The organism is Chromobacterium paludis (assembly GCF_008275125.1).
In the GTDB taxonomy this organism is placed as follows: Bacteria; Pseudomonadota; Gammaproteobacteria; order Burkholderiales; family Chromobacteriaceae; genus Chromobacterium; species Chromobacterium paludis.
Window position 1 is genome coordinate 1,953,584 of sequence record NZ_CP043473.1, and the last position, 24,593, is coordinate 1,978,176.

Below are 24,593 nucleotides of genomic sequence, written 5' to 3' on the forward strand. Positions count from 1 at the left end.
CCCTAGGCATATTTCACGCAACGCCCACTCGTTTTCGTCATGAACCTGCGCCAGCTCGCCGCCCTATTGAAACTGTCCCCCGCCACCGTCAGCCGCGCGCTGAACGGTTTTCCGGAAGTCAACGCCGAAACCCGGGAGCGGGTGCGGGCTGCCGCGGCCAAGCATGGCTATCGCCCCAACACCATCGCCCGCAAGCTGGCGACGGGCAGGACCGACAGCATAGGGCTGATCTATCCCTTCGAGCCGTCCGACCTGGGCGACCCCGTGTTTCTGGACGTGATCGCCGGCATCACGGAAAAGCTGGCGGAAGCGCAGATGGACTTGGTCATCGTCTCCGCCGCCCAGGCCAATGAGCTGGCGACTTATCACCGCATGGTGTCGGCCGCGCGCGTGGACGGCCTGATCGTCGCGCGCACCCTGGTCAACGATCCGCGCCTGCAGTACCTGCAGGAACGCGGCTTTCCCTTCGTCGCCCACGGCCGTTCCAAGCTGCCCCAACCCTACTCCTGGTTCGACTACGACAACGAGGCCGGCATGCGCCTGGCCGTGCAGCGCTTGCTGCAATTCGGCCATCGCGACATCGGCCTGATCAGCGCGCCGCTGCGCATGAACTTCGCGTCCCAGCGTCGCGATGGTTTCCTGCTGGAGCTGGAGCAAGCCGGCATCGTTCCCGCGCCGGAACGGCTGGAGATCGCGGAACTGAATCCTCAGCAGGGCAAACTGGCCATGCAAAGGCTGCTGTCCGCGCCGACCCGCCCCAGCGCCGTGGTGGTGGACAACAATGTGGCCGCGGTGGGCGCCATGCAGGCGCTGCGCCAAGCCGGCCTGAGACCGGGCCAGGACCTTTCCATCATCGTGTTCGGCGGCCTGCCGCAAAGCGATGGCGAAACCGATCCCATCAGCGCCGTACTGCAGCCTGAACCCAGGCAAGCGGGCAAGACCCTGGCGGAGTTGATGCTGGCCAGGCTGGCCGGCGAGCCTGCCCAAAGCCTGACTCGTCTCTGGCAGCCGGTGCTGCGCCCAGGCAACTCCGATGCGCCGCTGGCTCGCCAAAGCGAGGCCGCCCCTCGCTGACCCCCTGTTTCGTCCTGCGGAGGCTTCGTCTGCGTCTCAATGTTGTAATCTTACAAATTTGAAACGGTTTAATTCGTTGCAATGCAACAGATCAACCCAAGCCACCCACGCACACAGATGCGCAAGCCACTGATTCCAATGAAAAATTAAAATTATGACAATGTTTTCATGAAAGCAGCCGCAGCATAAAAACCGTGTGCATTTGTTTTGTCTCAACAAATGCGAGAAATGCCGTACCCCGGAATCCGTCTTCGGACGTATGATCGTTTCACAAAATTTAAACCGGTTTAAATTCATTCAAACCGATTTGAGATGGAGACGGGCGAGATGCCTCGCCCAGTGAAACGTAGTCAACATTGAAGGGGTAGATGATGAAATCAGCAGCATTCCTCCCTCTGGCCGCGCTGAGCCTCGCAGCGGCCTTGCCTGTGACCGCACTGGCCGATGGCGCCGGCCTGGACTTCAGCGGCTACCTGCGCAGCGGCGTGGGCAGCAATCAGGGCGGCGGCGGCTCCCAATCGTGCTTCCAGCTGCCCGGCGCAGGCGCCAAATACCGCCTGGGCAACGAGTGCGAAACCTACGCCGAACTGGCCCTGGGCAAGCAGGTATACGCCGACGCCGAAACCGGCGCGCGCTTCCGCGTGGACTCCCGCCTGGCCATGAGCGCCAAGCAGTGGCAAGACTGGGAAGACAGCAGCTCGGACAAGAACGGCAACTCCAACTCCAAGTTCGCCCTGCGCGAGATGTTCGTCACCGCCGAGAACATCGGCCTGGGCCAGGCCAAGGTGTGGGCAGGCAAGCGCTTCTACGACCGCCAGGACGTGCACATCAATGACTTCTATTTCTGGGACAACTCCGGTCCCGGCGCCGGCATCGAAAACATAGATGTCGGCGTGGGCAAGTTCGCCTATGCCTGGCGCCAGAACACCGTGGACAGCGGCAATGTCTCCGTGGACAAGCTGGACCACACCCTGGGCGTCACCGGCCACGACTTCCGCCTGTCCGGCATCAAGGTCAATCCGGGCGGCGAGCTGACCCTGGGCCTGGACCTGCGCTACGCCAAGAAAGACAGCGCCGACACCGCCAACCAGGCCACCAACGGCGTCGCCTTCAACGTGATGCACACGCAGAGCGGCGTGCTGGGCGGCTACAACAAGCTGGCCCTGCAATACATGAAGGGCAGCATCGCCGGCAGCTACGGCTACCCCAACCCCAACGCCAACAGCGACGACAAGAAGTACCGCCTGGTGGAACAGCTGCAATGGCAGCCTGCCGGCAGCAAGTTCGGCGGCATGGCCGTGGCGGTATGGGAGAAGCAGACGCCGGCCCAGGGCAATGGCCAAACCTGGATCTCCCTGGGCGCGCGCCCTACCTATGCCTTCACCAAGCATCTGGGCGCGGCGCTGGAAATGGGCTACGACCAGGTCAAGCCGGAGAATGGCGAGCGCCGCACCCTGTTCAAAACCACCGCGGCCTTCCTGATCTCGCCTGATCAAGGCTTCTGGAGCCGTCCGCAGCTGCGCTTGTTCGCCACGTACGCCAAGTGGAACCAGGCCGCGCAGCTGGCCGCCGGCGCCGACGTCAACAATCCGCTGTCGGTGGTCGGCCACTTCGGCAACCAGACTCACGGCGTGACCATAGGCGCCCAGGCCGAAGCCTGGTGGTAAACCATCGTTGAATCGGGGAGGCGCCCGCCTCCCCTTGTTTTCCATCCAATGCCCTGCGGGGCGGGAGCAGAGCAGCATGAGCAAAAGCGCTTGGTGGCGCGGCGGCGTGATTTACCAGATTTATCCACGCAGCTTCGTCGACAGCAATGGCGACGGCGTCGGCGACCTGGCCGGCATCACCGGCAAACTGCCCTATGTGGCCAGCCTGGGCGTGGACGCCATCTGGATCAGCCCGTTTTTCAAGTCGCCGATGAAGGACTTCGGCTACGACGTGTCGGACTATCGCGCCGTGGACCCGATGTTCGGCGATATCGAACACTTCCGCCATCTGGTGAGCGAAGCCCATCGCCTGGGCCTGAAAGTGATGATAGACCAGGTGCTGTCCCACACCTCCGAACAGCACGCCTGGTTCGCGGAAAGCCGCGCCAGCCGCGACAACGCGCGCGCCGACTGGTATGTGTGGAGCGAGGCCAAGCCCGACGGCAGCCCGCCCAATAACTGGATGTCGGTGTTCGGCGGCTCCGCCTGGCAATGGGACACCCGCCGCCGCCAATATTATCTGCACAATTTCCTGGCCTCCCAGCCGGACCTGAACTTCCACCACCCGGAGGTGCAGGACGCCATGCTGGACGAGGTGCGCTTCTGGCTGGAGCTGGGCGTGGACGGCCTGCGCTTCGACGCCTGCAACTTCCACTTCCACGACACCCAGCTGCGCGACAATCCCCCGGCCCAGATCCGGGACAACGCCACCGTGACGGCGGACAATCCCTACGGCTACCAGGCTCACCGCTACGACAAGTCGCAGCCGCAGAACCTGGACTTCCTCAAGCGGCTGCGCAGCCTGCTGAACGAATACGACGCGGTGGCCCTGGGCGAGATAGGCGACGACGACAGCCTGGCCCGCATGGCGGAATACACCGCCGGCAACGACAAGCTGCACATGGCTTACAGCTTCAACCTGCTGACGCCGGCCTTCTCCGCCGACTACATCCGCCGCCAAGTGCGCGAGCTGGAAGCGCAAATCGGCAGCGGCTGGGCCTGCTGGACCACCGGCAACCACGACGCCATCCGCATGCCCACTCGCTGGGGCCGCAACGCCGGCCACCCGCGCTTCGCGCCGTGCATCCTGGCCATGCTGCTGTCGCTGCGCGGCTCGGCCTGCCTGTACCAGGGCGAGGAGCTGGCGCTGCCCGAGGCAGAGCTGAGCTTCGAGCAGCTGCAAGACCCCTACGGCATCGCCATGTGGCCGGAATTCAAGGGCCGCGACGGCTGCCGCACCCCCATGCCGTGGCGGCATGACCTGGCCGACGGCGGCTTCGGCAGCGAGACGCCGTGGCTGCCCATGCCGGACGCGCACAGGCGGCTGGCGGTGGACGTGCAGGACGCGGATCCGGACTCCTGCCTGGCCTTCTACCGCCGCTTCATCGCCTGGCGGCGCGGCCAGCCGGCGCTCAAGGACGGCGACATCCGCTTCCTGGACGACGACGCCCAGGTGCTGGCATTCACGCGTGACGACACAACGCTGTGCGTGTTCAATTTAAGCCCCGAGCCGCGCGGCTACACGCTGCCGGCGGAGGCGGAAGAACTGGCCGGCTGCCCGCTGACGGGCGCCCGGCGCGATGGCCGCGAACTCACGCTGGAAGGCTGGGGCGGCTGGATGGGCCAATTGGCCTAGAACAGGCGGGAGAACAAGATGGCAGCGGTCAGCCTGCGAGGCATCACCAAGGATTTCGGCCTGGCCCGAACCTTGACGGAAATCGACCTGGACATCCAGGACGGTGAGTTCATCGTATTCGTCGGTCCCTCCGGCTGCGGCAAGTCCACCCTGCTGCGCACCATCGCCGGGCTGGAGGAGATCACCGAGGGCGAGCTGAAAATAGACGGCGCGCGCGTCAACGAGCTGCCGCCGGTCAAGCGCGGCATCTCCATGGTGTTCCAGTCTTACGCGCTGTATCCGCACATGTCGGTGTTCGACAACCTGGGTTTCGGCCTGAAGCTGGCCGGCAAGCGCAAGAGCGACTACGCGGCCCAGGTGGAGCAGGTGGCCAAGGTGCTGCAGATCGAGCACCTGCTGGAGCGCAAGCCCAAGGAGCTGTCCGGCGGCCAGCGCCAGCGCGTGGCCATCGGCCGCGCCATCGTGCAGCGGCCCAAGGTGTTTTTGTTCGACGAGCCGCTGTCTAATCTGGACGCCTCGCTCAGGGTGCAGATGCGCATCGAGATCGCCAAGCTGCACCGCGAGCTGGGCACCACCATGATCTACGTCACCCACGACCAGATCGAGGCCATGACCCTGGCCGACCGCATCGTGGTGCTGCGCGGCGGCCGCATCGAGCAAGTGGGCTCGCCGTCAGAGCTGTATTACCAGCCGGCCAACCGCTTCGTCGCCGGCTTCCTCGGCTCGCCCGGCATGAACTTCCTGCCCGGCCGCCTGCAAAGCCAGGACGCCGAGGGCGCGACGGTATTGCTGGCCGACGGCCAGGCCGTGCGCGTGGCTGTGGACGCCGCGGGCCTCCCCGCCGACGCCGAGGTGTGCGTGGGCGTGCGCCCCGAGCACCTGAGCCTGAAAGCCGGCGACAACAGCGTGCGCGGCAACGTCATCGCCGTCGAGCACCTGGGCGAATCGTCCGTGCTGTATCTGGAAGCCGCGGGCTGCGCCGAGCCGCTGTCCGCCCGGCTGCCGCCGCTGGTGCAGTTCGAACCCGGCACCGCCTGCCGCCTGGTGTTCGATCCGGCCGACGGCCATCTGTTCGACGACCAGGGCCGGGCCCTGCGCCGCCTGGACCCGCTCAATCTGCAGGCTCGCCATCCGGGCCTGGCTTGCGCCTAGCAAGCGTCCCTACCCCCAAGAAGAGGAGATATAGAGATGAAGATCACTCGCAGACAATTCAGCCGCGCCGCCTGCCTGACCCTGAGCCTGGCCGTGGCCGGCGCCTTCGCCGCCCCGCTGGCGCAGGCCTCCGGCGACGCCAAGCTGCTGATCTGGATCAACGGCGACAAGGGCTACCGCGGCCTGGCCAAGCTGGGCGAAGAGTTCACCAAGCAGACCGGCGTCAAGGTAGTGGTGGAGCACCCGGAAGACGCCGCCGGCAAGTTCCAGCAGGCCGCCGCCGCCGGCAAGGGCCCGGACATCTGGATCTGGCCGCATGACCGCCTGGGAGAATGGTCCACCGCCGGCCTGCTCTCCCCGGTCAACCCCAGCAAGAAGCTGCGCGGCGAAATCGACGACCTGGGCTGGAAGGCCTTCACCAGCGGCGGCAAGACCTGGGGCTACCCCATCGCGCTGGAGTCCGTGGCGCTGATCTACAACAAGGCGCTGGTGCCGACGCCGCCCAAGACCTTCGACGAAGTCATGGCTCTGGACAAGAAACTGTCCGCCAGCGGCAAGAAGGCCATCCTGTGGGACTTCACCAATACCTATTTCACCTGGCCGCTGCTGGCGGCCGGCGGCGCCTACCCGTTCAAGCAGAAGGCCGACGGCACCTATGACGCCAAGAACGTGGGCGTCAACCACGCCGGCGCCGTGGCCGGCCTGGACACCCTGATGAAGCTGATCCATAGCGGCGCCATGCCCAAGAGCGCCAGCTACGCCGACATGGAGGCCGGCGTGAACAAGGGCCAGGTGGCCATGATGATCAGCGGCCCCTGGGCCTGGGAAAACCTGAAGAAGAGCCATATCGACTTCGGCGTGGCGCCGATTCCCAGCGTCAACGGCAAGCCGGCCGCGCCCTTCGTCGGCGTGCTGGGCGCCATGATCAGCGCCGCCAGCCACAACAAGGAGCTGGCGACCGAGTTCATCGAAAACACCATGCTGACTCCGCACGGGCTGAAGACCATCAACGACGACGTGCCGCTGGGCGTGCCGGCCAGCAAGGCCTTCTACGCCCAGCTCAAGAGCGATCCGAACATCCGCGCCACCATGCTCAGCGCCAAGGCCGGCGCGCCCATGCCCAATAACCCGGAAATGGGCAAGTTCTGGTCCACCATGCAGTCCACGCTGCAAAACGTCACCCAGGGCCGACAAGGCGTGAAGGCCGGCCTGGACGCCGCGGCGGCCAAGATCCGCGGCAACTGAGGCGGCTGAGTCCGGACGCCGCTTGCGGCGTCCGGCGGCCCAGGGCAACAGGGAGTGCATAGCATGTTCAAGATTCAAGCGCGCCAGGCCTGGCCTGTGCTGGGCGCGGTACTCGTGATGGCCGGCCTATGGCTGGACTTCCTGGTCTATCAGGCGGGCCATGCGTGGCTGGCGCTGGGCGGCCTCGCCCTGCTGGCCGGCGCGGCCGCCATTTTCACCCTGAAGCAGGCCTACGCGCTGCGCTACCTGTTTCCGGGCGTGGCGGCCATACTGGTCTTCGTCCTGCTGCCCGCGCTTTACACCGTGGGCATAGGCTTCACCAATTACAGCTCCAGCAATCTGCTGAGCTTTGAGCGCGCCACGGCCTATCTGCTGGAGCAGACCTACGCCGGCGAGGGCGACCCGCTGCATCTGCAGCTGTATCGCCAGGGCGGGCAATATCGAGTGGAACTGGCGCGCGACGACGGCGCCGCCTGGCAATCCGCGCCGATCAAGCTGGACGCCGCCCAGCCCGCCGCGCAAAAACTGGCGCTGCAGGCGGCCCCTGGCCAAAGCGCCGACGACAGGCTGGGCCTGAAAGACATCATCGCCCTGCAGCCTGCGCTGCGCCAACTGACGCTGACCCTGCCGGGACAAACCGTGCCCTACCGCCTCAGCTCGCTCAGCAGCTTCAGCCCGGCCAAGCGCCTGTACGCGCGCCAGGCCGACGGCGCCCTGCTGAACCGGCAGACCGGCGAAACGCTGCGCCCGGACTTCGAGCGCGGCTTCTACCGCACCGCCCAGGGCGAAAACATCGCGCCGGGCTTCCGCGTCAATGTGGGCTGGAAAAACTTCCGGCAGCTGTTCGCCAACCGCGACCTGCAAAAACCCATGCTGAAAGTGTTCGCCTGGACGGTGATATTCTCCGCCCTGACCGTGCTGTTCACCTTCGCCATCGGCCTAGCGCTGGCCACCGTGCTCAGTTGGGAAGCCCTGCGCTGCCGCGGCCTTTACCGCGTATTGCTGTTCCTGCCCTACGCCGTGCCCGGCTTCATCTCCATCCTGATCTTCCGCGGCCTGTTCAATGAGAACTTCGGCGAGATCAATATGGTATTGCACGGCCTGTTCGGCATCCGCCCCAGCTGGTTCTCCGACCCGCTGTTGGCCAAGGCCATGCTGCTGATCGTCAACACCTGGCTGGGCTATCCCTACATGATGCTGCTGTGCCTGGGCCTGATCAAATCGATACCGTCCGACCTGTACGAAGCCTCGGCCATCAACGGCGCCAGCGCCTGGACCAATCTGACCCAGATCACCCTGCCCTTGATCCTCAAGCCCATCATGCCGCTCCTGATCGCGTCCTTCGCCTTCAACTTCAACAACTTCGTGCTGATCTCGCTGCTGACCGATGGCCGCCCGGACTTCATCGACAGCGCGGTGCCGGCCGGCACCACCGACATCCTGGTGTCCTACACCTATCGCATCGCCTTCCAGGATTCCGGGCAGAACTTCGGCCTGGCCGCCGCCATCTCCACCTTGATTTTCGTGCTGGTGGCGGCGCTGTCGCTGATCAATCTGCGCCTGTCGCGCATCAACGCGCAAGAAAAACGCTGAGGAGACCGCCATGGCCATGGTTCAAGACAATACCCATACCGGCCGGCTCTGGCTGGCCCACCTGGGGCTGATCGCCTTCCTGCTGCTGACCCTGTTCCCCTTCTTGATGATCGTGTCCATCTCGCTGCGCCCCGGCAATTTCGCCGCCGGCAGCCTGCTGCCGGACAGCATCAGCCTGGAGCACTGGAAACTGGCCTTCGGCCTGTCCTACACCGACGTGGGCGGCCGCGTGGTGGAGCCGCCCTTCCCCGTGCTGCGCTGGCTGTGGAACTCGGTGAAGATCGCCTTCATCAGCGCCAGCCTGATCCTGCTGCTGTCCACCACCAGCGCTTACGCCTTCTCGCGGCTGCGCTTCCGCGGCAAACAGCTGGGCCTCAACCTCTTGCTGCTGGCGCAGATGTTCCCGGCCGTGCTGTCCCTGATCGCCATCTACTCCATCTTCGACCAGATCGGCAGCTATGTACCATGGCTGGGCCTGGACAGCCACGGCAGCGTGGTGCTGGCCTACGCCGGCGGCATCGCCCTGCACATCTGGACCATCAAGGGGTATTTCGACACCCTGCCGGCGGAGATAGAAGAAGCCGCCATCGTGGACGGCGCCACGCCCTTCCAGGCCTTCTGGCACGTGCTGCTGCCCATGGCCCTGCCCATTCTGTGCGTGGTCTTCCTGCTGGCCTTCATCGGTGCCATCATCGAGTACCCGGTGGCCTCGGTGCTGCTGCACCAGGAACAGAACCTGACGCTGGCCGTCGGCTCCAAGCTGTATTTGTATGAGCAAAACTATCTGTGGGGCGACTTCGCCGCCGCCGCCATCCTGTCCGGCCTGCCCATCACCGTGCTGTTCATCGTCGCCCAGCGCTGGATGGTCAGCGGCCTGAGCAGCGGCGGGGTCAAGGGCTGAAACATCGAGCAGACAGGCGCCGACGGGCCGGGAACGGATGCGGCCCGCTTGGCGCCTCGCCTTAACCATTCCGCGACACCCCGCGCCCTCTTCCCTTGCCGCTTCTGCGCTGGATCAACTTCTCGCTTTTTTCCGGTCTTCCTCAAGCCAATTCATGTTGATTGCATAAACCGCCGGCGTAAAATGCTTTGTCATAAGCTTTTGTTTGCACAGGGCCTGCATCATGAAATCCGGACATGGCGACCCCAAGCCGTCCCACCCCAGCAATCTCCTGCATTATTGGTTTCAAAAACTCCATGGCGACCGCCTCGCCGAGCGCGACCGCAGCCGCTTTCAAGCGGTCGAGGAGGAAGTCCTGCTCAATCTGATGATCATCGCCTGCATCCTGGCATTGGCGCTCTTTACTTATTTGCGGCGGTGAGCGCCTTTCGGACTTTGACCGCTTGATGGATGATGATCCTGCGCGGGCAAGGCCTTGCCGCCTGCCCTACCATGCTTGCCGCATACCATCTAGACAAGCGCGCGACAGGCCCCGAGAATGCAATAAGCCGAACCATTCGGCCAAGCGCATGTCAGCGTATTGCACTGACCGCAACTTCGAGGCCAATCATGAAATTGTCCGTACTGACTATCTGCACCCTGCTCGCCCTCAGCGGCGCAGCCTGGGCCGACGAGCCGGCGTCCGCCGCGCCCAAGGAAAACCTGTTCACCTTGCCGCTGGATGCCTTCCAGCCCGGCAAGATGATGCCGGACCAGCGCGTGTACTTGAAACCCGGCGTGGACCTGAAAACCTATCACGCCGTGCTGCTGGAGCCGCTGCTGTTCATGCGCCAGGGCCAGGACGGCAACTGGGAACTGCTGCAGTCCGGCGATGAAAACGCCATCGTTTCCTATTTCCATCAACGTCTGCAGGCCGAACTGGAAGCGGCCGGCGTGAAGGTGGCGCTGCAAGCTGCGCCGGGCGTGGCGCGCTTGCGCGTGGCGGTGACCGGCCTCACCCAGGACCGGCCCGGCATGGACGCGGTGGACCTGCTGCCGGTCAAGGCCGTGTTCAATCTGGCCAGGCTGGCCGCCGGCAAGGAACCCTATCTGCTGAAGATAGGCAGCATGGCGCAGCTGGAGGACGCCCAGGACGGCACGCTGCTGGCCGGCACCGTCAATCTGCGCGAAAACAAGAAGAGCAAATCCAAGGACGCGCCGCTGACGCTGGACTTGATCAAGCCGCTGATAGACCAGTGGTGCAAGGACAGCGCCCGCCAGCTGGCCGCCCATCTGGGCAAGGCTTCCTGACTCAAAGCGGCTTGCGCATGAACACGCTGTTCGGGTCCTCGGCGTAGGAGCTGAACGGCGCGCAGAACTCATAACCGGCGCGGCGGTACAAGGCGATGGCCTCGTGCTGGTGGATGCCGGTTTCCAAGGTCATGGCGGCGCAGCCGCGGGCCTTGGCCTGCTCCTCCAGAAAATCCATCAGCGCGCGCGCCACGCCCCGGCCGCGGCATTGCGGCCGCACATACATGCGCTTCAATTCGCCGTACTCCGGCACGCACCAGACCGCGCCGCAGCCCACCGCCTGGCCGGTTTCGTCGCGGGCGACGGCGAACGCCGCATTGGGCTGCAGCAATACCGAGACATCCACGCCGTGATGGCTTTCCGCCGGGTACAGCGGCACCTGGTAGGCGTCCAGTTCATCTATCAGCGCCAGCGCCTCCGGCTGGTCCGGCCGTTCCAGCGCGATGCTCACACCCGTTTTGGAGCGCTCCGCCAACAAGTCCAGATAGGCCTTGTCGATCAAATCCTCATCGCGGATGCCCAGCGCGGCCATCAAGTCCGCCACCGCCTGCCGCCCGGCCTGCTCCGGCTCACCGGCGGCCAGCTCCGTCTCCAGCTCGATAAAATCGCCCAGCCCATCCACCCGGTCCAGATGCGCGCGGCAGCGGCCGACCCGATACACTCGGCGCAGCTTGCGCACACGGCCCAATTCGCCGTAAGCGCGGGCCAGCAGTACCCGCAGCGCGTCGGCGTCGCCGCACTCGCTGACCAGGAAATCCGATGCTTTTATCTCGGCGGCGTCCGGCCGTTGATAGAAAATCAGCTTGCCTCGCCCCTCGCCGTCCACCCGCAGCTTGAGCCTGCCATGGGCGCAGGCGAAGAAGGTGTCGTCTTGCGCGTCCACGCGCGCGGCGCCGCCGGCCAGGTTTTGAAGCCGCTCTGCCAATGCCGCCGGGTTGCTGACCCTGGCCTTGATCTCGATATTGCTTGCCACTGCTGGTTTTCCCGAATGATTTGATTCAAACCGCCATGTCGCGGCGGTATTTGACGAAACCGCGCTTGGCGTCGCCGCGATAGCCCTGGCGCTGGAAAAAACGATGCGCGTCCTCCCGGCCGGCGGAGCTGAGCAGCATGATCTTGCTGCAATCGCGCGCCAGACAACGGCGCTCCGCCGCCTTCAGCAAGGCCTCGCCCAGGCCCTCGCCGCGATGGCGCGGGTCCACGACGATGTTTTCCAGCACGGCGAAGGGTTGCTCGCCGTACATGATGTCCTCGCAAAAACCAAGCCAGACCGTGCCCGCGACTTCGCCGCCTCGCACGCCAACCCACACCTGCGCGCGCAGGCCATCGGCCAGAGCCTCCAGCCGCGCCGGACATACCCGGACGGCAGGGTCTCCGGTCAATTGGCGGTACAGCTCGCTCAATCGCGGCGCATCCGCGGCGCAGGCCGGCCGGACCTCCCAGGATTCAGACATAGACCCCCTCCCGCGGCCAGCCGCCGATGATGCCGCCATTCGGTGCCGGCCGCGCACCATGAAAAAGCCCGCCATGGACTGCGCCAAGGCGGGCCGGCTGAGTCGCGCAGCATAACGCCGCGCGTCAGGGCTTGTCATTACATTTGACCATCCGGCTCCGCCGCTGCATCCAGCTGCCGCCAGATGGCGCCTTGCGACCAGCGCCGGCACCAGCCGGACACGGCCTCCGCCTCCATGGGGCGGGCGATGCCATAGCCTTGGGCGTAGCGACAGCCCAAGCGGCGCAGCAAGGCGGCGTGCGGCAGGGTCTCCACCCCCTCCGCGACGGCACGCCGCTCGAAGATGCCGGCCAGCTGGATCACGCCCTCCACCGTGCGGCGGTCATCTATGCTGACCAGCATGCCGTGGACAAAGCTATTGTCGATTTTCAGCGTATCCACCGGCAAACGCCGCAGATAATTCAAAGAGGCGTAGCCGGTGCCAAAGTCGTCAAGGGCGAAGCGCACGCCCAGCCCACGGCACTGCTGCAGGGTGGCGATGGTTTTTTCCACATCGGCCTGCGCGCTTTCCTGCACTTCCAGTTCCACATGATCAGGCGCCACATTGGGATAATGCGACAGGGCCGCCGCCAGCTTGGCGCAGAAGTCGCCGCCGTGCAGATAGCTTGGACTGACATTGGTGCTGATGCGCAAGGGATGCCCGGCCTCCGCCCATTTCGACGCCTGTTTCAGCGCCGCGTCCAGCACCCAGTCGCCAAAGGCGCTCTCCAGCTCGTGGCCGCGCAAGTGCGGCAGGAACTCCGCAGGCGCCAACAAGCCACGCTGCGGATGCCGCCAGCGAATCAGGGCCTCCATGCCCATGATTTCCCCATCCACCAGATCCACCATGGGCTGATAGAACAGCGCGAACTCGTTGCGCTCCAGCGCCTGGCGCAGCAGCTCCAGAAACTGCCGGTGTTCTTGCGCCTTGCGGTCGCTTTCCGGGTCAAACAGCTGGTAACGGTTCTTGCCGCTCTCCTTGGCCACATACATGGCTTGGTCGGCATGGCGCAGCAAGGTGTCGGGGTCGGCGTTGTCCTGCGGATACAGGCTGACGCCTACGCTGGCCGTCACGCTGATGGCCGCGCTGCCTATGGCCACCGGCTGCGCCACCGCTTCGAGGATGCGGTCCAGCACCAGCACGCACTCATCGGCGGCCTCGATGTCGGACAACAGCACCACAAACTCGTCTCCGCCCAGCCTGGCCAGGGTATCGCCCCCGCGCAGCACGGACTTCAGATGGCTGCTCACGCCTATCAGCAGCTGGTCGCCCATTTCGTGCCCATATTGGTCGTTGACCGTCTTGAAACCATCCAGGTCGAGGAAGCACACCGCGCAGGACTTGCCGCTGCGCGACGCCCGCACGATGGCTTGGCGCAGGCGGTCGGACAGCAGACGCCGGTTGGGCACGCCGGTGAGGGGATCGAAGTGCGCCACGCGGTCCAGTTCCGCCTCGTGCTGCTTCAACTGGGTGATGTCGGAAAAGATGCCGATGTAATGCTGAACTTCGCCATGCTCGTCCCGCACCACGGAGATGGAGAGCAGCTCGGCATACAATTCGCCGTTCTTGCGGCGGTTCCACAGCTCGCCGCGCCAGAAATCGTGGCCGTGCAAGGAGCGCCACAGCTCCTCGTAAAAGCTCTCCGGCTGCTGGCCCGACGACAGGATGCTGGGCTTTCGTCCCACGACATCCTCCGCGCTGTAGCCGGTGATGCGGGTGAAGGCCTGATTGACCTTGGTGATGAAGCCATCGGGGCTTACCATCAGGATGCCTTCGTAGCTGCTGGCGAACACCGCGGCCGCTTCCTTTTGCGCCTGCTCGAACACCTTGCGTTCGGTAATGTCGGTATGCGTGCCGGCCATCATCATCGGCGCGCCGGTTTCGTCGCGCTCCACCACCCGGCCGCGGGACAATATCCAGCGCCAGTCACCGCCGCGCGTGCGGCAACGGATTTCCACTTCATGGCTGGCCGCTTCCCCGCTCAGATTGCGGCGGATGGATTCGCGCGCGCGCTCGGCGTCCTCGGGATGGACATGGCTGTACCAATTTTCGCCCGTGATGCGCATCTGGCCCGGCTCATAACCCAGCATGCCCTCCCAGCGCGGGCTGACCTGGAAGCTGCCGGTCTTCAGATTCCAGTCCCAGTAGCCCTGGTCCGAGCCCTCGATCACGCGCGCCAGCTGCTGCTCGCGCTGGCGCAGCGCTTGCTCCGCCCGGCGCTGCTCGGTCAGGTCGCGGCCAAAGGCCATGTAGCGGCCGTCCTTGAGCTTGCCGGTGCTGAGATCCACGCTGACGTTGCCGCCCTTCTTGCGGCGCAGCAGCCATTCCGAGCGCTGGAAGGCGCCGGCATCGAGGGCGGCGAGATGACCCGGCAGGGCAGACAGGCACTCCCCCGCCAGCAAGTCGCGCAAGCGCATGGTTTTCAGCTCTTCCATGCTGTGGCCGGTCAATTGGCAGGCGGCGGGATTGGCAAACACGAAGCCGCCCTCCGCGTCTATCACCCAGATCGCGTCTCCCGCCTCGTTCAACACCAGCCGCAAGTCGTCGTCCACGCGCTTGCGCTCGGTGATGTCGGACAAATTGCCCACCAGCCGTAAGGCGGCGCCGCGCTCGTCCCATTCCACCGCCCGCCCGCGCACCTGCAGCCAGCGCACGCCGCTCGTCTGATCGGCCAGCCGGAACTCCACCTCGATGCGCGGCGTCTTGCCCCTTCGATGCGCCTCCAACGCCTGCAGCACGAAGGGCAGATCGGCAGCATGCACCAGCTGGCGGAAGAACCGGAAATCGCCGTCATTCTCCTCCGGATGCGCGCCGGTCACCTCGTAGAAGCGCGGCGAACGGTAAATCCTGCCGCTGCGCAAATCCCAGTCCCAGAAGCCGTCGCTGGTCGCCTCCACCACCAATTGCAGCCTCTGCTCGCTCTCTTGGATCAGCAAGGCCATCTGCGTGCGCTCGGTGATGTCCTGTATGGTGCCGTACAAGCCGGCCACCTTGCCTTCTTCGTCGCGCCGGGCTTCGACATGCACCGTCACCCAGCATGAGGTGCCGTCCTGGCGCAGCAATTCCAGGTCGCACTCGTAACCCAGGCCGATCAGGCGGCAGCGCTCCATCGCGTCGGACAGCTGCATCCAGCCATCGAGCGTGAAGTAACGCTGCCAAGCGGCATAGGCGGGGGGGGCGTCCTGGCTGGCCAGCCCGAACAGACGATAAGTCTCATTGGACCAATGCACGCGATTGCTGGCCAAATCCCAGCTCCAGCTGCCCAGGCTGGCCAGCTGCTGCGCCAGCTGCAATTCCGCCTCGCTGGCTTGCAGGGCCTCCGCGGCGCGCTTTTGCTCGGTGATGTCGCGGGAAATGCCGAACAGGCCTATCAGGCGATGATCCGGCGTGTAAACAGGCCCCTTGGTCACCTGGAACACCATGCGCTCGCCGCTTTGCAAGGTCAGGCATTCCTCGTAAGTCTGCACCCGCCCCGATTGCATGGCCGCGCGATCCGAGGCAATCAGCTTGCGCGCCGTCGCTTCATCAAAGGCCGCCAGGTCATCCCGCCCCAGCAAATCCGCCCGCGCCTTGCCGACAAAGGCCAGGCCCGCCTGGTTGATCAGCAGGTAACGGCCTTGCACGTCCTTGATGAACACGGCGTCCGAAGTGCTGGACACCACGGAGTCCAGCAGCCTGTGGTTCAGCTCCGCCCGCGACAGACTGCGCCGCAGCATGGCGCCAAAACCGGAAATCGCCAGTCCCTCGCCCAACAATAAGGCCTGCTGCAGCGGGCTGCTCCAGCGCAGGGTGGCATGCCAGGGCCAGGCCGGCGAGAAATCCGCGGCCAGCAGCGCCAGCAGGGTTGCCAGCAGGCCGGGGCCGAAACCGCCCAGACTGGCGCACAGCACGATGGGCAGCGTGAACAGGATCAGCGAGGGCTGCGCGCCGGCATCGCTCACCAGCGCCACGCGCAAGGCCACGATGGCCGCGGTCAGCACGCAGGCCAGCGCGTACGCCAGTCCGACTGCCCCCTGCCTGGGCAGCAGGTCCGCCGCCAGCGCCGCGGGACGCTGCGCAGCCGAGGCGCCGTCCTCTGTCGGCGCGGCGCGCCAGCCCAGCGACAACAGCAACACGCTGCAGAGCGCAAACAGCCCTTCATTGAGCATGGACGGATTCGAGCCGCCCAGCATGCGGATGCCGTCCCCGGCAAAGGCCAGCCAGGCCCAGGCAAAAATCCCGTAGCCCGCCGTCGCCAACAAGATATATCGCGTCCGCGGCTTGATCCGCATCTTGTCCCCCAAGCCAATCACAGCGCCAGTCCTGGCGCCGCTCCGCGCGCGCCGGCCCACTCATCGCACCATGCTTATCCTCAGCACCCACACTAGATGTATAGCATTGTTGCCCAAGGCGCCGACGCGGCGGCAGTCGCGGGACAGCGTCGCATTCGTCCGAATTTGAACTATTCTTCAGCGGTAAAACAATAATTGGTTTGAAGGATCGGGGATGGAGTTCCAATTCAATCTGGAGGATCCGTTGCAATGTCTGGAACGGATCTATCAGCAGCTGAATCCCATGGTGGCGGCCTTCCGTCCCATGAGCACGGGCGGCTTGTTTGGCCCTGCTTTTGGCAGCGGCCTGTTCGTTTCCTATCACGGCGAGGTATTCATCATCACCTCGGAAGCCGTGCTGTCCGAGCTGAGCGTCGCCTATCCGCAGCAGGCCTGGGCTTGCGCGGACGGGCACAATTGGCCTTTGCGCGACCTGGATTGCGCCTGCTCTCAGCACATGGAGATCGGGGCCATCCATCTGCCGGCGGCCTGGCTGGACCGGCAAGCGCAGCCTCACTGTTTTGAGCTGGCGGGAGGCTGGGCGGACCCATTGGCCGCCGCCTTCACCCTGTTGTTGGGCTATCCCGTGCCCAGCCGCCAGCCCATGATAGAAATCGAGTCCTGCATCGGCCTGATTTCTCGCGCCTATCGCGGCCACATCCGGGGCTGCTCCACCCTGAATCCGCTATTCCTCGAGTTCGACGGCAACGACATCCTGTGCCGCCGACGGCTGGAAAAGACCACGCTGCAGCACAACTACCAGCTATGGGGCACGCCTGCCATCACGCTCCACCACGATTACCAGCAAGGCAGCAACCGGCTCACCGCCTATCTACAAGGCATCGTGACGGAGTGGGACTCCGCCGGCATAGGCGCGGTCGCCACATCCACCATGCTGTTATGCGGTTTTCTCGATAATCTGCTGCGCCAGCTGCGACAGGGCAAGCGCCCGCCGCCGGACGATATGGCCGCCTTGCTGGGCCGGATGCGTCGATAGCGGCGGTTGACGTGGACTGAGCGCTCGCTTCGCCAGGGATTGCGGGGCGAAGCGAGGCGTTGCGCGCGCCGCACAGCATGCCCTGTCCGCGCGGCACAAATAAAGCCGTGGGAGGCTCACACGCGACGCCGGCCGCCAACGTCAACCGCACCTAGCGCATCGCGACGGCCACCCCTGTTTGGCCGCGCGCGGCCAATCCCTCGCGGATGCTGCCGCGCGCCGCTTCGCTCTCGTTCTGGCTGAGTTTGAACTTGCCGTCCAAGCGCTCCACCGCCAGCTCTATGCCCACGATGGCGCGCGACAGCTTGTCGATATAGTCGGCCGGCGCGTCATCCACCCGCCACGGCGCGTCGAATGCCGCCTCATGCTCCGCCGTCAAATCATGCAGCATGGCCCGCAGCCACTGCGGATCGTCCACCGCGCGCAGGCGGCCGCGCGCGTGCGCCACCCTATAGTTCCAGGTGGGCACCACCTTGCCATGTTTGGTCTTGTCCGGGTCCCAGGCCGGCGTGATATAGGCGTCGTCGCCCTGAAACACCGCGACGGCTTGCGGCCCGTTCTCCAATTGCCGCCACAAGGGATTGGCCCTCGCCACATGCCCGCGCAGCACCAGCGTCTCGCCCTGGCGCGACGCCAGCAAAGGGATATGGTTGACCACCGGCCCGTCCTCGCCGTTGATCGCCAACGCGGCCAAGGGGCGGGCTCGCATCAAGGCCAACAAGGCTTCGACATCGGACTCTTGAAAATGCTTGGGCAGATACATGGCAGGCTCCGGCAAGTAATTTGTCATTATTAAGCTTACGTCATGAGCAGGCAAGCCATGCGCGCCTCGCGCTGCGTTACAATGGCGGGGGTCTTCACTCTTTATCAGCTTCATGTCCAGAAAACCGCGAGTCCGCTCCGGCGGCGGCATCACCATGCATGATGTGGCCAAGGCCGCCGGCGTCAGCGCCATTACCGTATCGCGCGCCCTTAACCAGCCGCAATTGGTGTCGCCGCCGCTGCGCGACAAGGTGCTGCAGGCGGTGGACGCGCTGGGCTATGTGCCCAGCCGCTCGGCCAGCGCCCTGGCCTCGGCGCGCTCGCGCACCGTGCTGGTGCTGATCCCCTCGCTGGGCAACACGGTGTTTCTGGATACCCTGGCCGGCATCGAAGCCGTACTGGCGCCGGCCGGCTACCAAATGCTGATAGGCAACAGCCATTACGACGCGGAGCAGGAGCTGCAACTGCTGCGCGCCTATCTGCAGCACCGCCCGGACGGCCTGCTGCTGACCGGGCTGAGCCATGCGGAGCCTTTCGACGCGCTGCTGCGCCAGCACGCCCTGCCAGCCGTCTACATGATGGACCTGGCCGACGACGGCCGCTGTTGCGTGGGCTTCTCGCAGGAAGACGCCGGCGCCGCCATCACCCGCCACCTGCTGGCGCGCGGCAAGCGGCGCATCGGCTTTCTGGGCGCGCAACTGGACGAGCGCGTGATGAAACGGCTGGACGGCTATCGCGCCGCGCTGGCCGCGGCCGGCCTGAGCGACCCCGGCCTGGAATGGCTGGACCCGTCGCCGTCCAGCATGCAAATGGGCGCGGACATGCTCGACGCCGCGCTGCGGCAACGGCCGGACTGCGACGCGCTGTTCTGCTGCAACGACGATCTGGCCATAGGCGCGCTGGCGCGCTGCCAGCAACTGGGCATCGCGGTGCCGGAGCGGCTGGCCCTGGCCGGATTCAACGATCTGCAGTCCGCCGCCTGGTGCACGCCCTCGCTGACCACGGTGGCCACGCCACGTCGCGCGATAGGGGAGCAAGCGGCCCGCGCCCTGCTGCGCCTGATGGACGGCGTCCCGCCGGAAACCCTGCGCATGGATCTGGGCTTCGAGCTGATGTTGCGCCGCAGCAGCTGAAACCCGGCCTAACAACCCTCGCCCGGCTGTTGTGCGGCGACTACATTTCCTCCCGCTGCGATCGAAAATTTGATCTCGCCGCTTGTTGCTCCACTTTTGTTAGCGCTAACATCATCAGCAATCCGCCGTCTTCCAGCCGGCTTTCCTTTCACTCAAAATTGTTAGCGCTAACATGCAAACCCGCAATATCGTCGTGATGGGTGTGGCCGGCTGCGGCAAGAGCAGCGTGGGCCAGATGCTGGCCGAGGCACTGGGCGCCGGCTTCATCGAGGGCGACAGCTTCCACCCCCCGGAAAACATCGAAAAAATGCGCGCCGGCATCCCGCTGGACGACGACAGCCGCGCCGGCTGGCTGGCCAATCTGGCCGAGCAATTGCGCCGCAACCGCGCGCAAGGGCAAAGCGCCGTGCTGGCTTGCTCGGCCCTGAAGCGCCGTTACCGCGACGTGCTGCGCGCCGGCGATCCCGAGCTGCGCTTCGTCCATCTGCGCGGCGAGCCGGACTTGATCGCCGCCCGCATGCGGGAACGCAGCGGCCACTTCATGCCGGAAAGCTTGCTGGCCAGCCAGTTCGCCGACCTGGAGCCGCCCGCTGCCGACGAGCGCGCCATAGACATAGACATCGGCGCGCCGCTGCCGGCGCTGCTGCGGCAGATTCTTTCCACGCTCGAATAACACCACGCAGGAATGAGGAGAATAATATGCATGCCCCGTCCCAACACACTTACCAGGTCCCGACCCGGCGCTGGCGCATAGGCTGGCTGCTCGGCGTCGGCATTCTGATCAATTACTTCGACCGCATCAGCTTGTCCGTGGCCGCGCCGCAATTGCAGCATGAATTCGGTCTCAGCAACGGCGAGCTGGGCCTGCTGTTCAGCGCCTTCTTCTGGAGCTACGCGCTGCTGCAGATTCCCACCGGCGTGATCCTGGACCGTTTCGGCACCACGCGCATCGGCCGCCTGGGCGCGCTGCTATGGGGCGTGGCCGCCACCCTCACCGCCTGCGCCGGCGGCTTTGCCGGCATCTTCGCCGCCCGCGTGTTGCTGGGCATCGCCGAGGCGCCGGGCTTCCCGGTCAGCGCCAAGGCCACCGGCTACTGGTTCCCGCGCCGCGAGCGGGCCATGGCCACCGCCATTTTCGATGCAGCCGCCAAGTTCTCCAATGTGATAGGCGTGCCCTTGATCGCGCTGGCCGTGGTGCATCTGGGCTGGCGTTGGGGCTTTGGCCTGTCCGCCGTCCTCAGCGTGCTGTATTTCATCGCCTTCTACCTGATCTATCGCGATCCCAGCGCCGACGCGAAACTGAGCGAGGCCGAGCGCCAATACATCGCCCAGGGCGGCGCGACCGCGGAAGGCGTCAGCCAGCAAGGCTCGCTGGCCATGCTGGGCTATCTGCTGCGCCAGCGCAAAGTCTGGGGGCTGTCCATCGGCTTCGCCGCCTACGGCTACGTGTTCTACCTGTTCCTGACCTGGCTGCCCGGCTATCTGGTGCAGGCCATGCATATGGATATTTTGAAATCGGCGTGGTTTTCCGCGATACCGTGGCTGTTCGCCACCGCGGCCGATCTTTTTGTGGGCGGCTGGCTGATAGACAAGCTGATCGCGCGCGGCCATGACGAGACCCGCGTGCGCAAGACCGTATTGCTGTGCGGCATGGCCATGGGCATGGCGGTGTTCGGCGCCACCACCACGACAGACCCCTACATCGCCATCATCTGGATCACCATCGCGCTGAGCGGCCTGGCCGCGGCCGCGCCGGTAGGCTGGTCCCTGCCCTCGCTGATCGCGCCGCGCGGCGGCACCGGCACCGTGGGCGGCATCATGAACTTCGCCAACAATATGATGGGCGCGGTCGCCCCCATCGTCACCGGCCTCATCGTCGGCGCCACCCATTCCTTCACCAATGCCTTCCTGGTGGCCGGCTGCATGCTGGCAGTCGGCATCCTGGCCTTTGTTTTCCTGCTCGGCCGCATCGAGCAGCTGCCCGAACCCGGCGTCTCCCCGGATTAAGGCTCCCCTCGGCCCCGGCGCAAGCCGGGGCTCTTTCCCTCGCCATAACCCTGCACAAAGCAGGGAAATAGCAAGCCGCCTCCCGCTGGCCGCATGGCCGGTTGCCGTTCTTATGGCCTGCCAGCATGCTGCGCCCTGCAAGTCAAAGCCTGATTTCCCCTTCCCTAAACCAAGGAGCACGGCATGGCGCTATTACCGGACCAAATCGCTTTCTTTCGCACCAGCGATCTGCAGGGCGAACCCACGTACTACAAGGTGGGCGACGATGTCACCCTGCATGGCGAACTCAATGACAAATACAAATCAGTGGAAGTCGGCGAAACCGCCAAGGTCATTTGCTATCAGCACATCAACGGCAGCGGCCTGTCTCATGAATACCCGCCCGGCCGCCATCAAAACATAGACGCGCAAATCAGCGGGCTATCCAAATTCCAGGTGCTGGCGCTGGATACCCTCTTCGCGGTGGGGCTCAAGCTGCACGACAAGACTGGCGGGGAGCCTGGCGACTACAAAATGATCTTCGAGGCCGCCGAAATCGGCCGAGTCGAAGTCCCATCCGGCCAGGATGGCTATGTTTTTCTGCCGGCCAGCGGCAGCTCCAATGAAGTCACCTGCGCTATTTTCGTGTTTGATCGCGGCGGCAACCCGGTAGCCTTAGGCACGATCTACTTCCAATGGGACCCGCATAAGCACGAAATCCACATCACATCGCACCCGGAAACCTTCCCGGCCAATATGTCTTACCACCGCGACGATCAAACCCGGATCACCTTTTCCCTGAACAGCGTCAAGAAATAAGGCTAGCCTCCGGGGCCGCCACAAACGCGACAAAGCCCGCCTAGGCGGGCTTTGAACAGCAGGCGAGCGCGCGGGCCTCAGACAGCCTTCAGCCCCAAGCGCTGCGGCAACGCGCGCAAGGCCTCCGCGTTGGACGGCGAAAACACCAACGCCGCCGCCTCATCCCATGGCAACCAGCGGTAACCCAAATGCTCGCGCGGCGCCAGCTTCACCTCGCAAGGCTCGTCCAGCAACAGGCCGAATACATGTTCGTCGTTGTGCGTCACGCCTTCCGGGTAGCGATGCCGCCAATGCTCGTAAATTTCGTAGCGATTGACCTTGTGCCAGTCGCTGAGCACGTAACGCTCGGCGTCCAGCCCGGTTTCCTCGGCCAGCTCCCGCCGCGCCGTATCCAGCAGGTCCTCGTCGCCTTCGCGGCTGCCGGTCACCGATTGCCAGTAGCCGGGCTTGTCCGCCCGCTCCAGCAATAATGCCTGGCCATCCCGGGTGTGGATCACCACCAGCACCGACACCGGTTGCTTGCTGCCCATCTATGCCTTGCCTCCTTGCGCGCCGGGCGCCGCCAGCATGCCGGCCAGTTCCACCGCGGACTTGACGCCCATTTTTTCGAATACCCGGGAGCGGTGCACCTCCACCGTCTTCATGCTGATGCACAGCTCCTCGGCGATCTGTTTGTTCAACTTGCCGGCCAGGATCAGCTGCATCACCTCGCGCTCGCGCTCGGTCAGCAGCGCCAGCGCCGCCGCCACCTTGAGTTGCTGGCCATGCAGCTGGCGGTTCTGCTCGTCCAAGGCCACCGCGGCGGCCGCGCGCTCCAGCAGATGCACGTCGTCGAACGGCTTCTCGATGAAGTCCAGCGCGCCCAGCTTCAGGGCCGCCACCGCGTGCGGCACATCGCCATGCGCGGTCAGCATGATCACTGGCGGGCAATACGGCCAGCCAGCCAGCTTTTCCAACACCACGATGCCGCTGACGCCGGACAGCCGCAGGTCCAAAATGATGCCATTGTACTCAAAACCATTCTCAGCAGCCAGAAAGGCCTCGCCGCTGTCGAAGCCGTCGGCCTGGTAACCCTGGCCGTCCAGCAGCCACAGCAGCGACTGCCGCACCGCTTCGTCGTCGTCGATGATAGCCAGTCGCTTTGCGCTCATGATGCCTCCGTGTCAGCCCTGCGCCGGCTTGTCGCCGATGATGCGCACTTCCCGCTGCGGGAAGGGGATGTCGATATTGTGCTGTTTGAACAAGCGCCAGATGGCCAGATTGATGTCTGACTTCAAACCCATGAAGCCGTTTTCTGGATCGGCCACCCAGAAGCCCAGCTCCAGATTGATGCCGCTGTCGGCGAATAAGGTGACAAAGGCGTTGGGTCCCGGGTTCTTCAGCACGCGCGGCTGATCCGCGGCCTGCTTGAGCAAGTCCAGCGCCAGGTCCAGATCGGTGCCGTAAGCCACCTGCACCGGCAGGCTGGTCCACATATTCTTGTCCGAGTAGGACTGGTTGATCACCGTGCCGGAGATCAAGGTATCGTTAGGCACCAGCGCCTCGGTGCCGTCGGCCCCCTTCAGCACCACGTAGCGCGAGGTGATCTTGGTGACGTAGCCGACGCGATTGTCCACCATCAGCCGGTCGCCGATGCGAATGGAGCGGTCCAGCAGGATGATGAAGCCGGACACGAAGTTGCTGGCGATCTTCTGCAAGCCGAAACCCAGGCCGATGCCGACCGCGCCGCCGAACACCGATAGCACGGTCAGGTCGATGCCCACCACCGGCAGCGCGATCAGCACCGCGGCGATCAACAGCAAGGTGCGCGTCAGCTTGGCGAACACGATGCGCAGATTGGAGTCGAGGTGCTTGAGCTTCATGATGCGCGCCTCGATCAGGCGGCTGCCCCACAACGCCACCACCACGATCACCGTCACCCACAGCAGGCCGTTGATGATGGTCAGCATGTCCAGCCTGGTTTTGCCTATGGAGAAGCTGATGGACTCCAGCCAGTCTGTCACCGCCACATCGAAGCCTATCGCCCAGCTGACGAAGCCCAGCCACAGCACGGTGGCCAACAGGTGTTCGGAATGCCGCTCAAAGCGGCCGTTGGGAAATGCCTGCCTCACCACAGCGGTGCACAGGCGGATCACCGCCAGCCAGAACAACAGCGCGCTGAAGATGTGCAGCACCAGCATGGGCGCGTGTTCCAGCCGGCCCCAGGTGAAGCTGGCCAGGATGACCAGCAGCTGCGCCGACAGCGGCAGCACCAAGCGGAACCCCAGGTAGGGCAGGAACTGCTCGTAGCGCTCTGGGTGATGGGAGAACCAGCGGTGGTAAAGACGGCGCGCGATGAACAGCGCCAACAGCATGCAGGCCGCGCCTATGCCTAGCTCTATCAGCCCGTTGCGCGTCTGCAGCGCATCCATCAGGGCGAAGAAATCCATTTCCTTGCGGATGAACAACAGCAAAGTCCGACTCCTTGTCAAAACGGGAAACGGGCCGAAATTCGGC

Annotated in this window: 21 protein-coding genes; 14 read left to right on the plus strand and 7 right to left on the minus strand. The window is 64.9% G+C overall.

All coding sequences use genetic code 11. The features are described from left to right. Positions 1 to 39: 39 nt before the first annotated feature. The 9 genes from FYK34_RS08930 to FYK34_RS08970 all read left to right on the plus strand — a co-directional run bounded on the left by FYK34_RS08930 (position 40) and on the right by FYK34_RS08970 (position 10,597). Positions 40 to 1,074 (plus strand): substrate-binding domain-containing protein, encoded by a 1,035-nt coding sequence (locus tag FYK34_RS08930; RefSeq protein ID WP_149296044.1) that lies wholly within the window; start codon positions 40 to 42, stop codon positions 1,072 to 1,074. 371 nt (positions 1,075 to 1,445) lie between these two features. Beyond that, a complete protein-coding gene (locus FYK34_RS08935) occupies positions 1,446 to 2,741 on the plus strand; it encodes a maltoporin (protein WP_149296045.1) in 1,296 nt (431 codons plus the stop codon). A 76-nt stretch (positions 2,742 to 2,817) separates the two neighbouring features. After that, on the plus strand, positions 2,818 to 4,416 hold the full coding sequence (locus FYK34_RS08940) for an alpha-glucosidase family protein (protein ID WP_149296046.1): 1,599 nt from the start codon (positions 2,818 to 2,820) through the stop codon (positions 4,414 to 4,416). An 18-nt stretch (positions 4,417 to 4,434) separates the two neighbouring features. Beyond that, on the plus strand, positions 4,435 to 5,568 hold the full coding sequence (locus tag FYK34_RS08945) for an ABC transporter ATP-binding protein (RefSeq protein WP_149296047.1): 1,134 nt from the start codon (positions 4,435 to 4,437) through the stop codon (positions 5,566 to 5,568). Between the two features lie 36 nt (positions 5,569 to 5,604). After that, positions 5,605 to 6,813 (plus strand): maltose/maltodextrin ABC transporter substrate-binding protein MalE, encoded by a 1,209-nt coding sequence (malE, locus tag FYK34_RS08950; RefSeq protein ID WP_149296048.1) that lies wholly within the window; start codon positions 5,605 to 5,607, stop codon positions 6,811 to 6,813. 63 nt (positions 6,814 to 6,876) lie between these two features. Continuing rightward, positions 6,877 to 8,406, plus strand: a complete 1,530-nt coding sequence (malF, locus tag FYK34_RS08955; RefSeq protein ID WP_149296049.1) for a maltose ABC transporter permease MalF — start codon at positions 6,877 to 6,879, stop codon at positions 8,404 to 8,406. A gap of 10 nt (positions 8,407 to 8,416) precedes the next feature. Next, positions 8,417 to 9,307 carry a maltose ABC transporter permease MalG gene (gene malG / locus FYK34_RS08960; RefSeq protein WP_149296050.1) on the plus strand — a complete coding sequence of 297 codons (891 nt, stop codon included), beginning with the start codon at positions 8,417 to 8,419 and terminating at the stop codon, positions 9,305 to 9,307. Between the two features lie 223 nt (positions 9,308 to 9,530). Further along, the gene (locus FYK34_RS08965; protein WP_149296051.1) at positions 9,531 to 9,728 is read left to right on the plus strand and encodes a hypothetical protein; all 198 of its coding nucleotides are present in this window, start codon (positions 9,531 to 9,533) and stop codon (positions 9,726 to 9,728) included. A 188-nt stretch (positions 9,729 to 9,916) separates the two neighbouring features. Then, positions 9,917 to 10,597: a DUF3313 domain-containing protein gene (locus FYK34_RS08970; RefSeq protein WP_168209691.1), complete on the plus strand. Its 681-nt coding sequence runs from the start codon at positions 9,917 to 9,919 to the stop codon at positions 10,595 to 10,597. 1 nt (position 10,598) lies between these two features. On the opposite strand, the gene FYK34_RS20885 is transcribed toward FYK34_RS08970, so the two are convergent. From FYK34_RS20885 to FYK34_RS08990, 3 genes are all read right to left on the minus strand, one after another. Continuing rightward, on the minus strand, positions 10,599 to 11,570 hold the full coding sequence (locus FYK34_RS20885) for a GNAT family N-acetyltransferase (RefSeq protein WP_231137411.1): 972 nt from the start codon (positions 11,568 to 11,570) through the stop codon (positions 10,599 to 10,601). Between the two features lie 25 nt (positions 11,571 to 11,595). Continuing rightward, complete coding sequence (locus tag FYK34_RS08985) at positions 11,596 to 12,051, minus strand: GNAT family N-acetyltransferase (protein WP_149296053.1); 456 nt, start codon at positions 12,049 to 12,051, stop codon at positions 11,596 to 11,598. Between the two features lie 137 nt (positions 12,052 to 12,188). Beyond that, positions 12,189 to 16,331 carry a PAS domain S-box protein gene (locus FYK34_RS08990; RefSeq protein WP_168209692.1) on the minus strand — a complete coding sequence of 1,381 codons (4,143 nt, stop codon included), beginning with the start codon at positions 16,329 to 16,331 and terminating at the stop codon, positions 12,189 to 12,191. Between the two features lie 244 nt (positions 16,332 to 16,575). Here FYK34_RS08990 and FYK34_RS08995 point away from each other — a divergent pair, with 244 nt between their 5' ends. Then, positions 16,576 to 17,397 carry a hypothetical protein gene (locus tag FYK34_RS08995; protein WP_149296055.1) on the plus strand — a complete coding sequence of 274 codons (822 nt, stop codon included), beginning with the start codon at positions 16,576 to 16,578 and terminating at the stop codon, positions 17,395 to 17,397. A gap of 151 nt (positions 17,398 to 17,548) precedes the next feature. Here the strand turns inward: FYK34_RS08995 and FYK34_RS09000 are convergent, their stop codons facing one another. Further along, complete coding sequence (locus tag FYK34_RS09000; RefSeq protein WP_149296056.1) at positions 17,549 to 18,160, minus strand: FMN-binding negative transcriptional regulator; 612 nt, start codon at positions 18,158 to 18,160, stop codon at positions 17,549 to 17,551. Between the two features lie 112 nt (positions 18,161 to 18,272). On the opposite strand from FYK34_RS09000, the gene gntR reads away from it, so the two are divergent. The 4 genes from gntR to FYK34_RS09020 all read left to right on the plus strand — a co-directional run bounded on the left by gntR (position 18,273) and on the right by FYK34_RS09020 (position 22,097). After that, positions 18,273 to 19,292 (plus strand): HTH-type transcriptional regulator GntR, encoded by a 1,020-nt coding sequence (gene gntR / locus FYK34_RS09005; RefSeq protein WP_149296057.1) that lies wholly within the window; start codon positions 18,273 to 18,275, stop codon positions 19,290 to 19,292. 172 nt (positions 19,293 to 19,464) lie between these two features. Then, the gene (locus FYK34_RS09010; protein WP_149296058.1) at positions 19,465 to 19,965 is read left to right on the plus strand and encodes a gluconokinase; all 501 of its coding nucleotides are present in this window, start codon (positions 19,465 to 19,467) and stop codon (positions 19,963 to 19,965) included. A 26-nt stretch (positions 19,966 to 19,991) separates the two neighbouring features. Then, positions 19,992 to 21,299 (plus strand): MFS transporter, encoded by a 1,308-nt coding sequence (locus tag FYK34_RS09015; RefSeq protein WP_149296059.1) that lies wholly within the window; start codon positions 19,992 to 19,994, stop codon positions 21,297 to 21,299. A gap of 183 nt (positions 21,300 to 21,482) precedes the next feature. Continuing rightward, positions 21,483 to 22,097, plus strand: coding sequence for a beta/gamma crystallin domain-containing protein (locus FYK34_RS09020; protein ID WP_149296060.1), 615 nt, complete (start codon positions 21,483 to 21,485; stop codon positions 22,095 to 22,097). 77 nt (positions 22,098 to 22,174) lie between these two features. Here FYK34_RS09020 and nudB read toward each other — a convergent pair whose 3' ends face one another. From nudB to FYK34_RS09035, 3 genes are read right to left on the minus strand one after another with little or no spacing between them, the layout of a single operon-like run. Further along, positions 22,175 to 22,627 (minus strand): dihydroneopterin triphosphate diphosphatase, encoded by a 453-nt coding sequence (gene nudB / locus FYK34_RS09025; protein WP_149296061.1) that lies wholly within the window; start codon positions 22,625 to 22,627, stop codon positions 22,175 to 22,177. Next, positions 22,628 to 23,248, minus strand: coding sequence for a response regulator transcription factor (locus tag FYK34_RS09030; RefSeq protein ID WP_149296062.1), 621 nt, complete (start codon positions 23,246 to 23,248; stop codon positions 22,628 to 22,630). Between the two features lie 12 nt (positions 23,249 to 23,260). Beyond that, positions 23,261 to 24,550, minus strand: coding sequence for a mechanosensitive ion channel family protein (locus FYK34_RS09035; protein ID WP_231137412.1), 1,290 nt, complete (start codon positions 24,548 to 24,550; stop codon positions 23,261 to 23,263). Between the last annotated feature and the right edge of the window lie 43 nt (positions 24,551 to 24,593).

What these genes read in the sequence shown, in the direction of transcription:
- FYK34_RS08930 (WP_149296044.1), top strand. Translation starts at nt 40, where the DNA reads ATGAACCTGCGCCAGCTCGCCGCCCTATTGAAACTGTCCCCCGCCACC.
- FYK34_RS08935 (WP_149296045.1), top strand. Translation starts at nt 1,446, where the DNA reads ATGAAATCAGCAGCATTCCTCCCTCTGGCCGCGCTGAGCCTCGCAGCG.
- FYK34_RS08940 (WP_149296046.1), top strand. Translation starts at nt 2,818, where the DNA reads ATGAGCAAAAGCGCTTGGTGGCGCGGCGGCGTGATTTACCAGATTTAT.
- FYK34_RS08945 (WP_149296047.1), top strand. Translation starts at nt 4,435, where the DNA reads ATGGCAGCGGTCAGCCTGCGAGGCATCACCAAGGATTTCGGCCTGGCC.
- malE (WP_149296048.1), top strand. Translation starts at nt 5,605, where the DNA reads ATGAAGATCACTCGCAGACAATTCAGCCGCGCCGCCTGCCTGACCCTG.
- malF (WP_149296049.1), top strand. Translation starts at nt 6,877, where the DNA reads ATGTTCAAGATTCAAGCGCGCCAGGCCTGGCCTGTGCTGGGCGCGGTA.
- malG (WP_149296050.1), top strand. Translation starts at nt 8,417, where the DNA reads ATGGCCATGGTTCAAGACAATACCCATACCGGCCGGCTCTGGCTGGCC.
- FYK34_RS08965 (WP_149296051.1), top strand. Translation starts at nt 9,531, where the DNA reads ATGAAATCCGGACATGGCGACCCCAAGCCGTCCCACCCCAGCAATCTC.
- FYK34_RS08970 (WP_168209691.1), top strand. Translation starts at nt 9,917, where the DNA reads ATGAAATTGTCCGTACTGACTATCTGCACCCTGCTCGCCCTCAGCGGC.
- FYK34_RS08985 (WP_149296053.1), bottom strand. Translation starts at nt 12,051, where the DNA reads ATGTCTGAATCCTGGGAGGTCCGGCCGGCCTGCGCCGCGGATGCGCCG.
- FYK34_RS08995 (WP_149296055.1), top strand. Translation starts at nt 16,576, where the DNA reads ATGGAGTTCCAATTCAATCTGGAGGATCCGTTGCAATGTCTGGAACGG.
- FYK34_RS09000 (WP_149296056.1), bottom strand. Translation starts at nt 18,160, where the DNA reads ATGTATCTGCCCAAGCATTTTCAAGAGTCCGATGTCGAAGCCTTGTTG.
- gntR (WP_149296057.1), top strand. Translation starts at nt 18,273, where the DNA reads ATGTCCAGAAAACCGCGAGTCCGCTCCGGCGGCGGCATCACCATGCAT.
- FYK34_RS09010 (WP_149296058.1), top strand. Translation starts at nt 19,465, where the DNA reads ATGCAAACCCGCAATATCGTCGTGATGGGTGTGGCCGGCTGCGGCAAG.
- FYK34_RS09015 (WP_149296059.1), top strand. Translation starts at nt 19,992, where the DNA reads ATGCATGCCCCGTCCCAACACACTTACCAGGTCCCGACCCGGCGCTGG.
- FYK34_RS09020 (WP_149296060.1), top strand. Translation starts at nt 21,483, where the DNA reads ATGGCGCTATTACCGGACCAAATCGCTTTCTTTCGCACCAGCGATCTG.
- nudB (WP_149296061.1), bottom strand. Translation starts at nt 22,627, where the DNA reads ATGGGCAGCAAGCAACCGGTGTCGGTGCTGGTGGTGATCCACACCCGG.
- FYK34_RS09030 (WP_149296062.1), bottom strand. Translation starts at nt 23,248, where the DNA reads ATGAGCGCAAAGCGACTGGCTATCATCGACGACGACGAAGCGGTGCGG.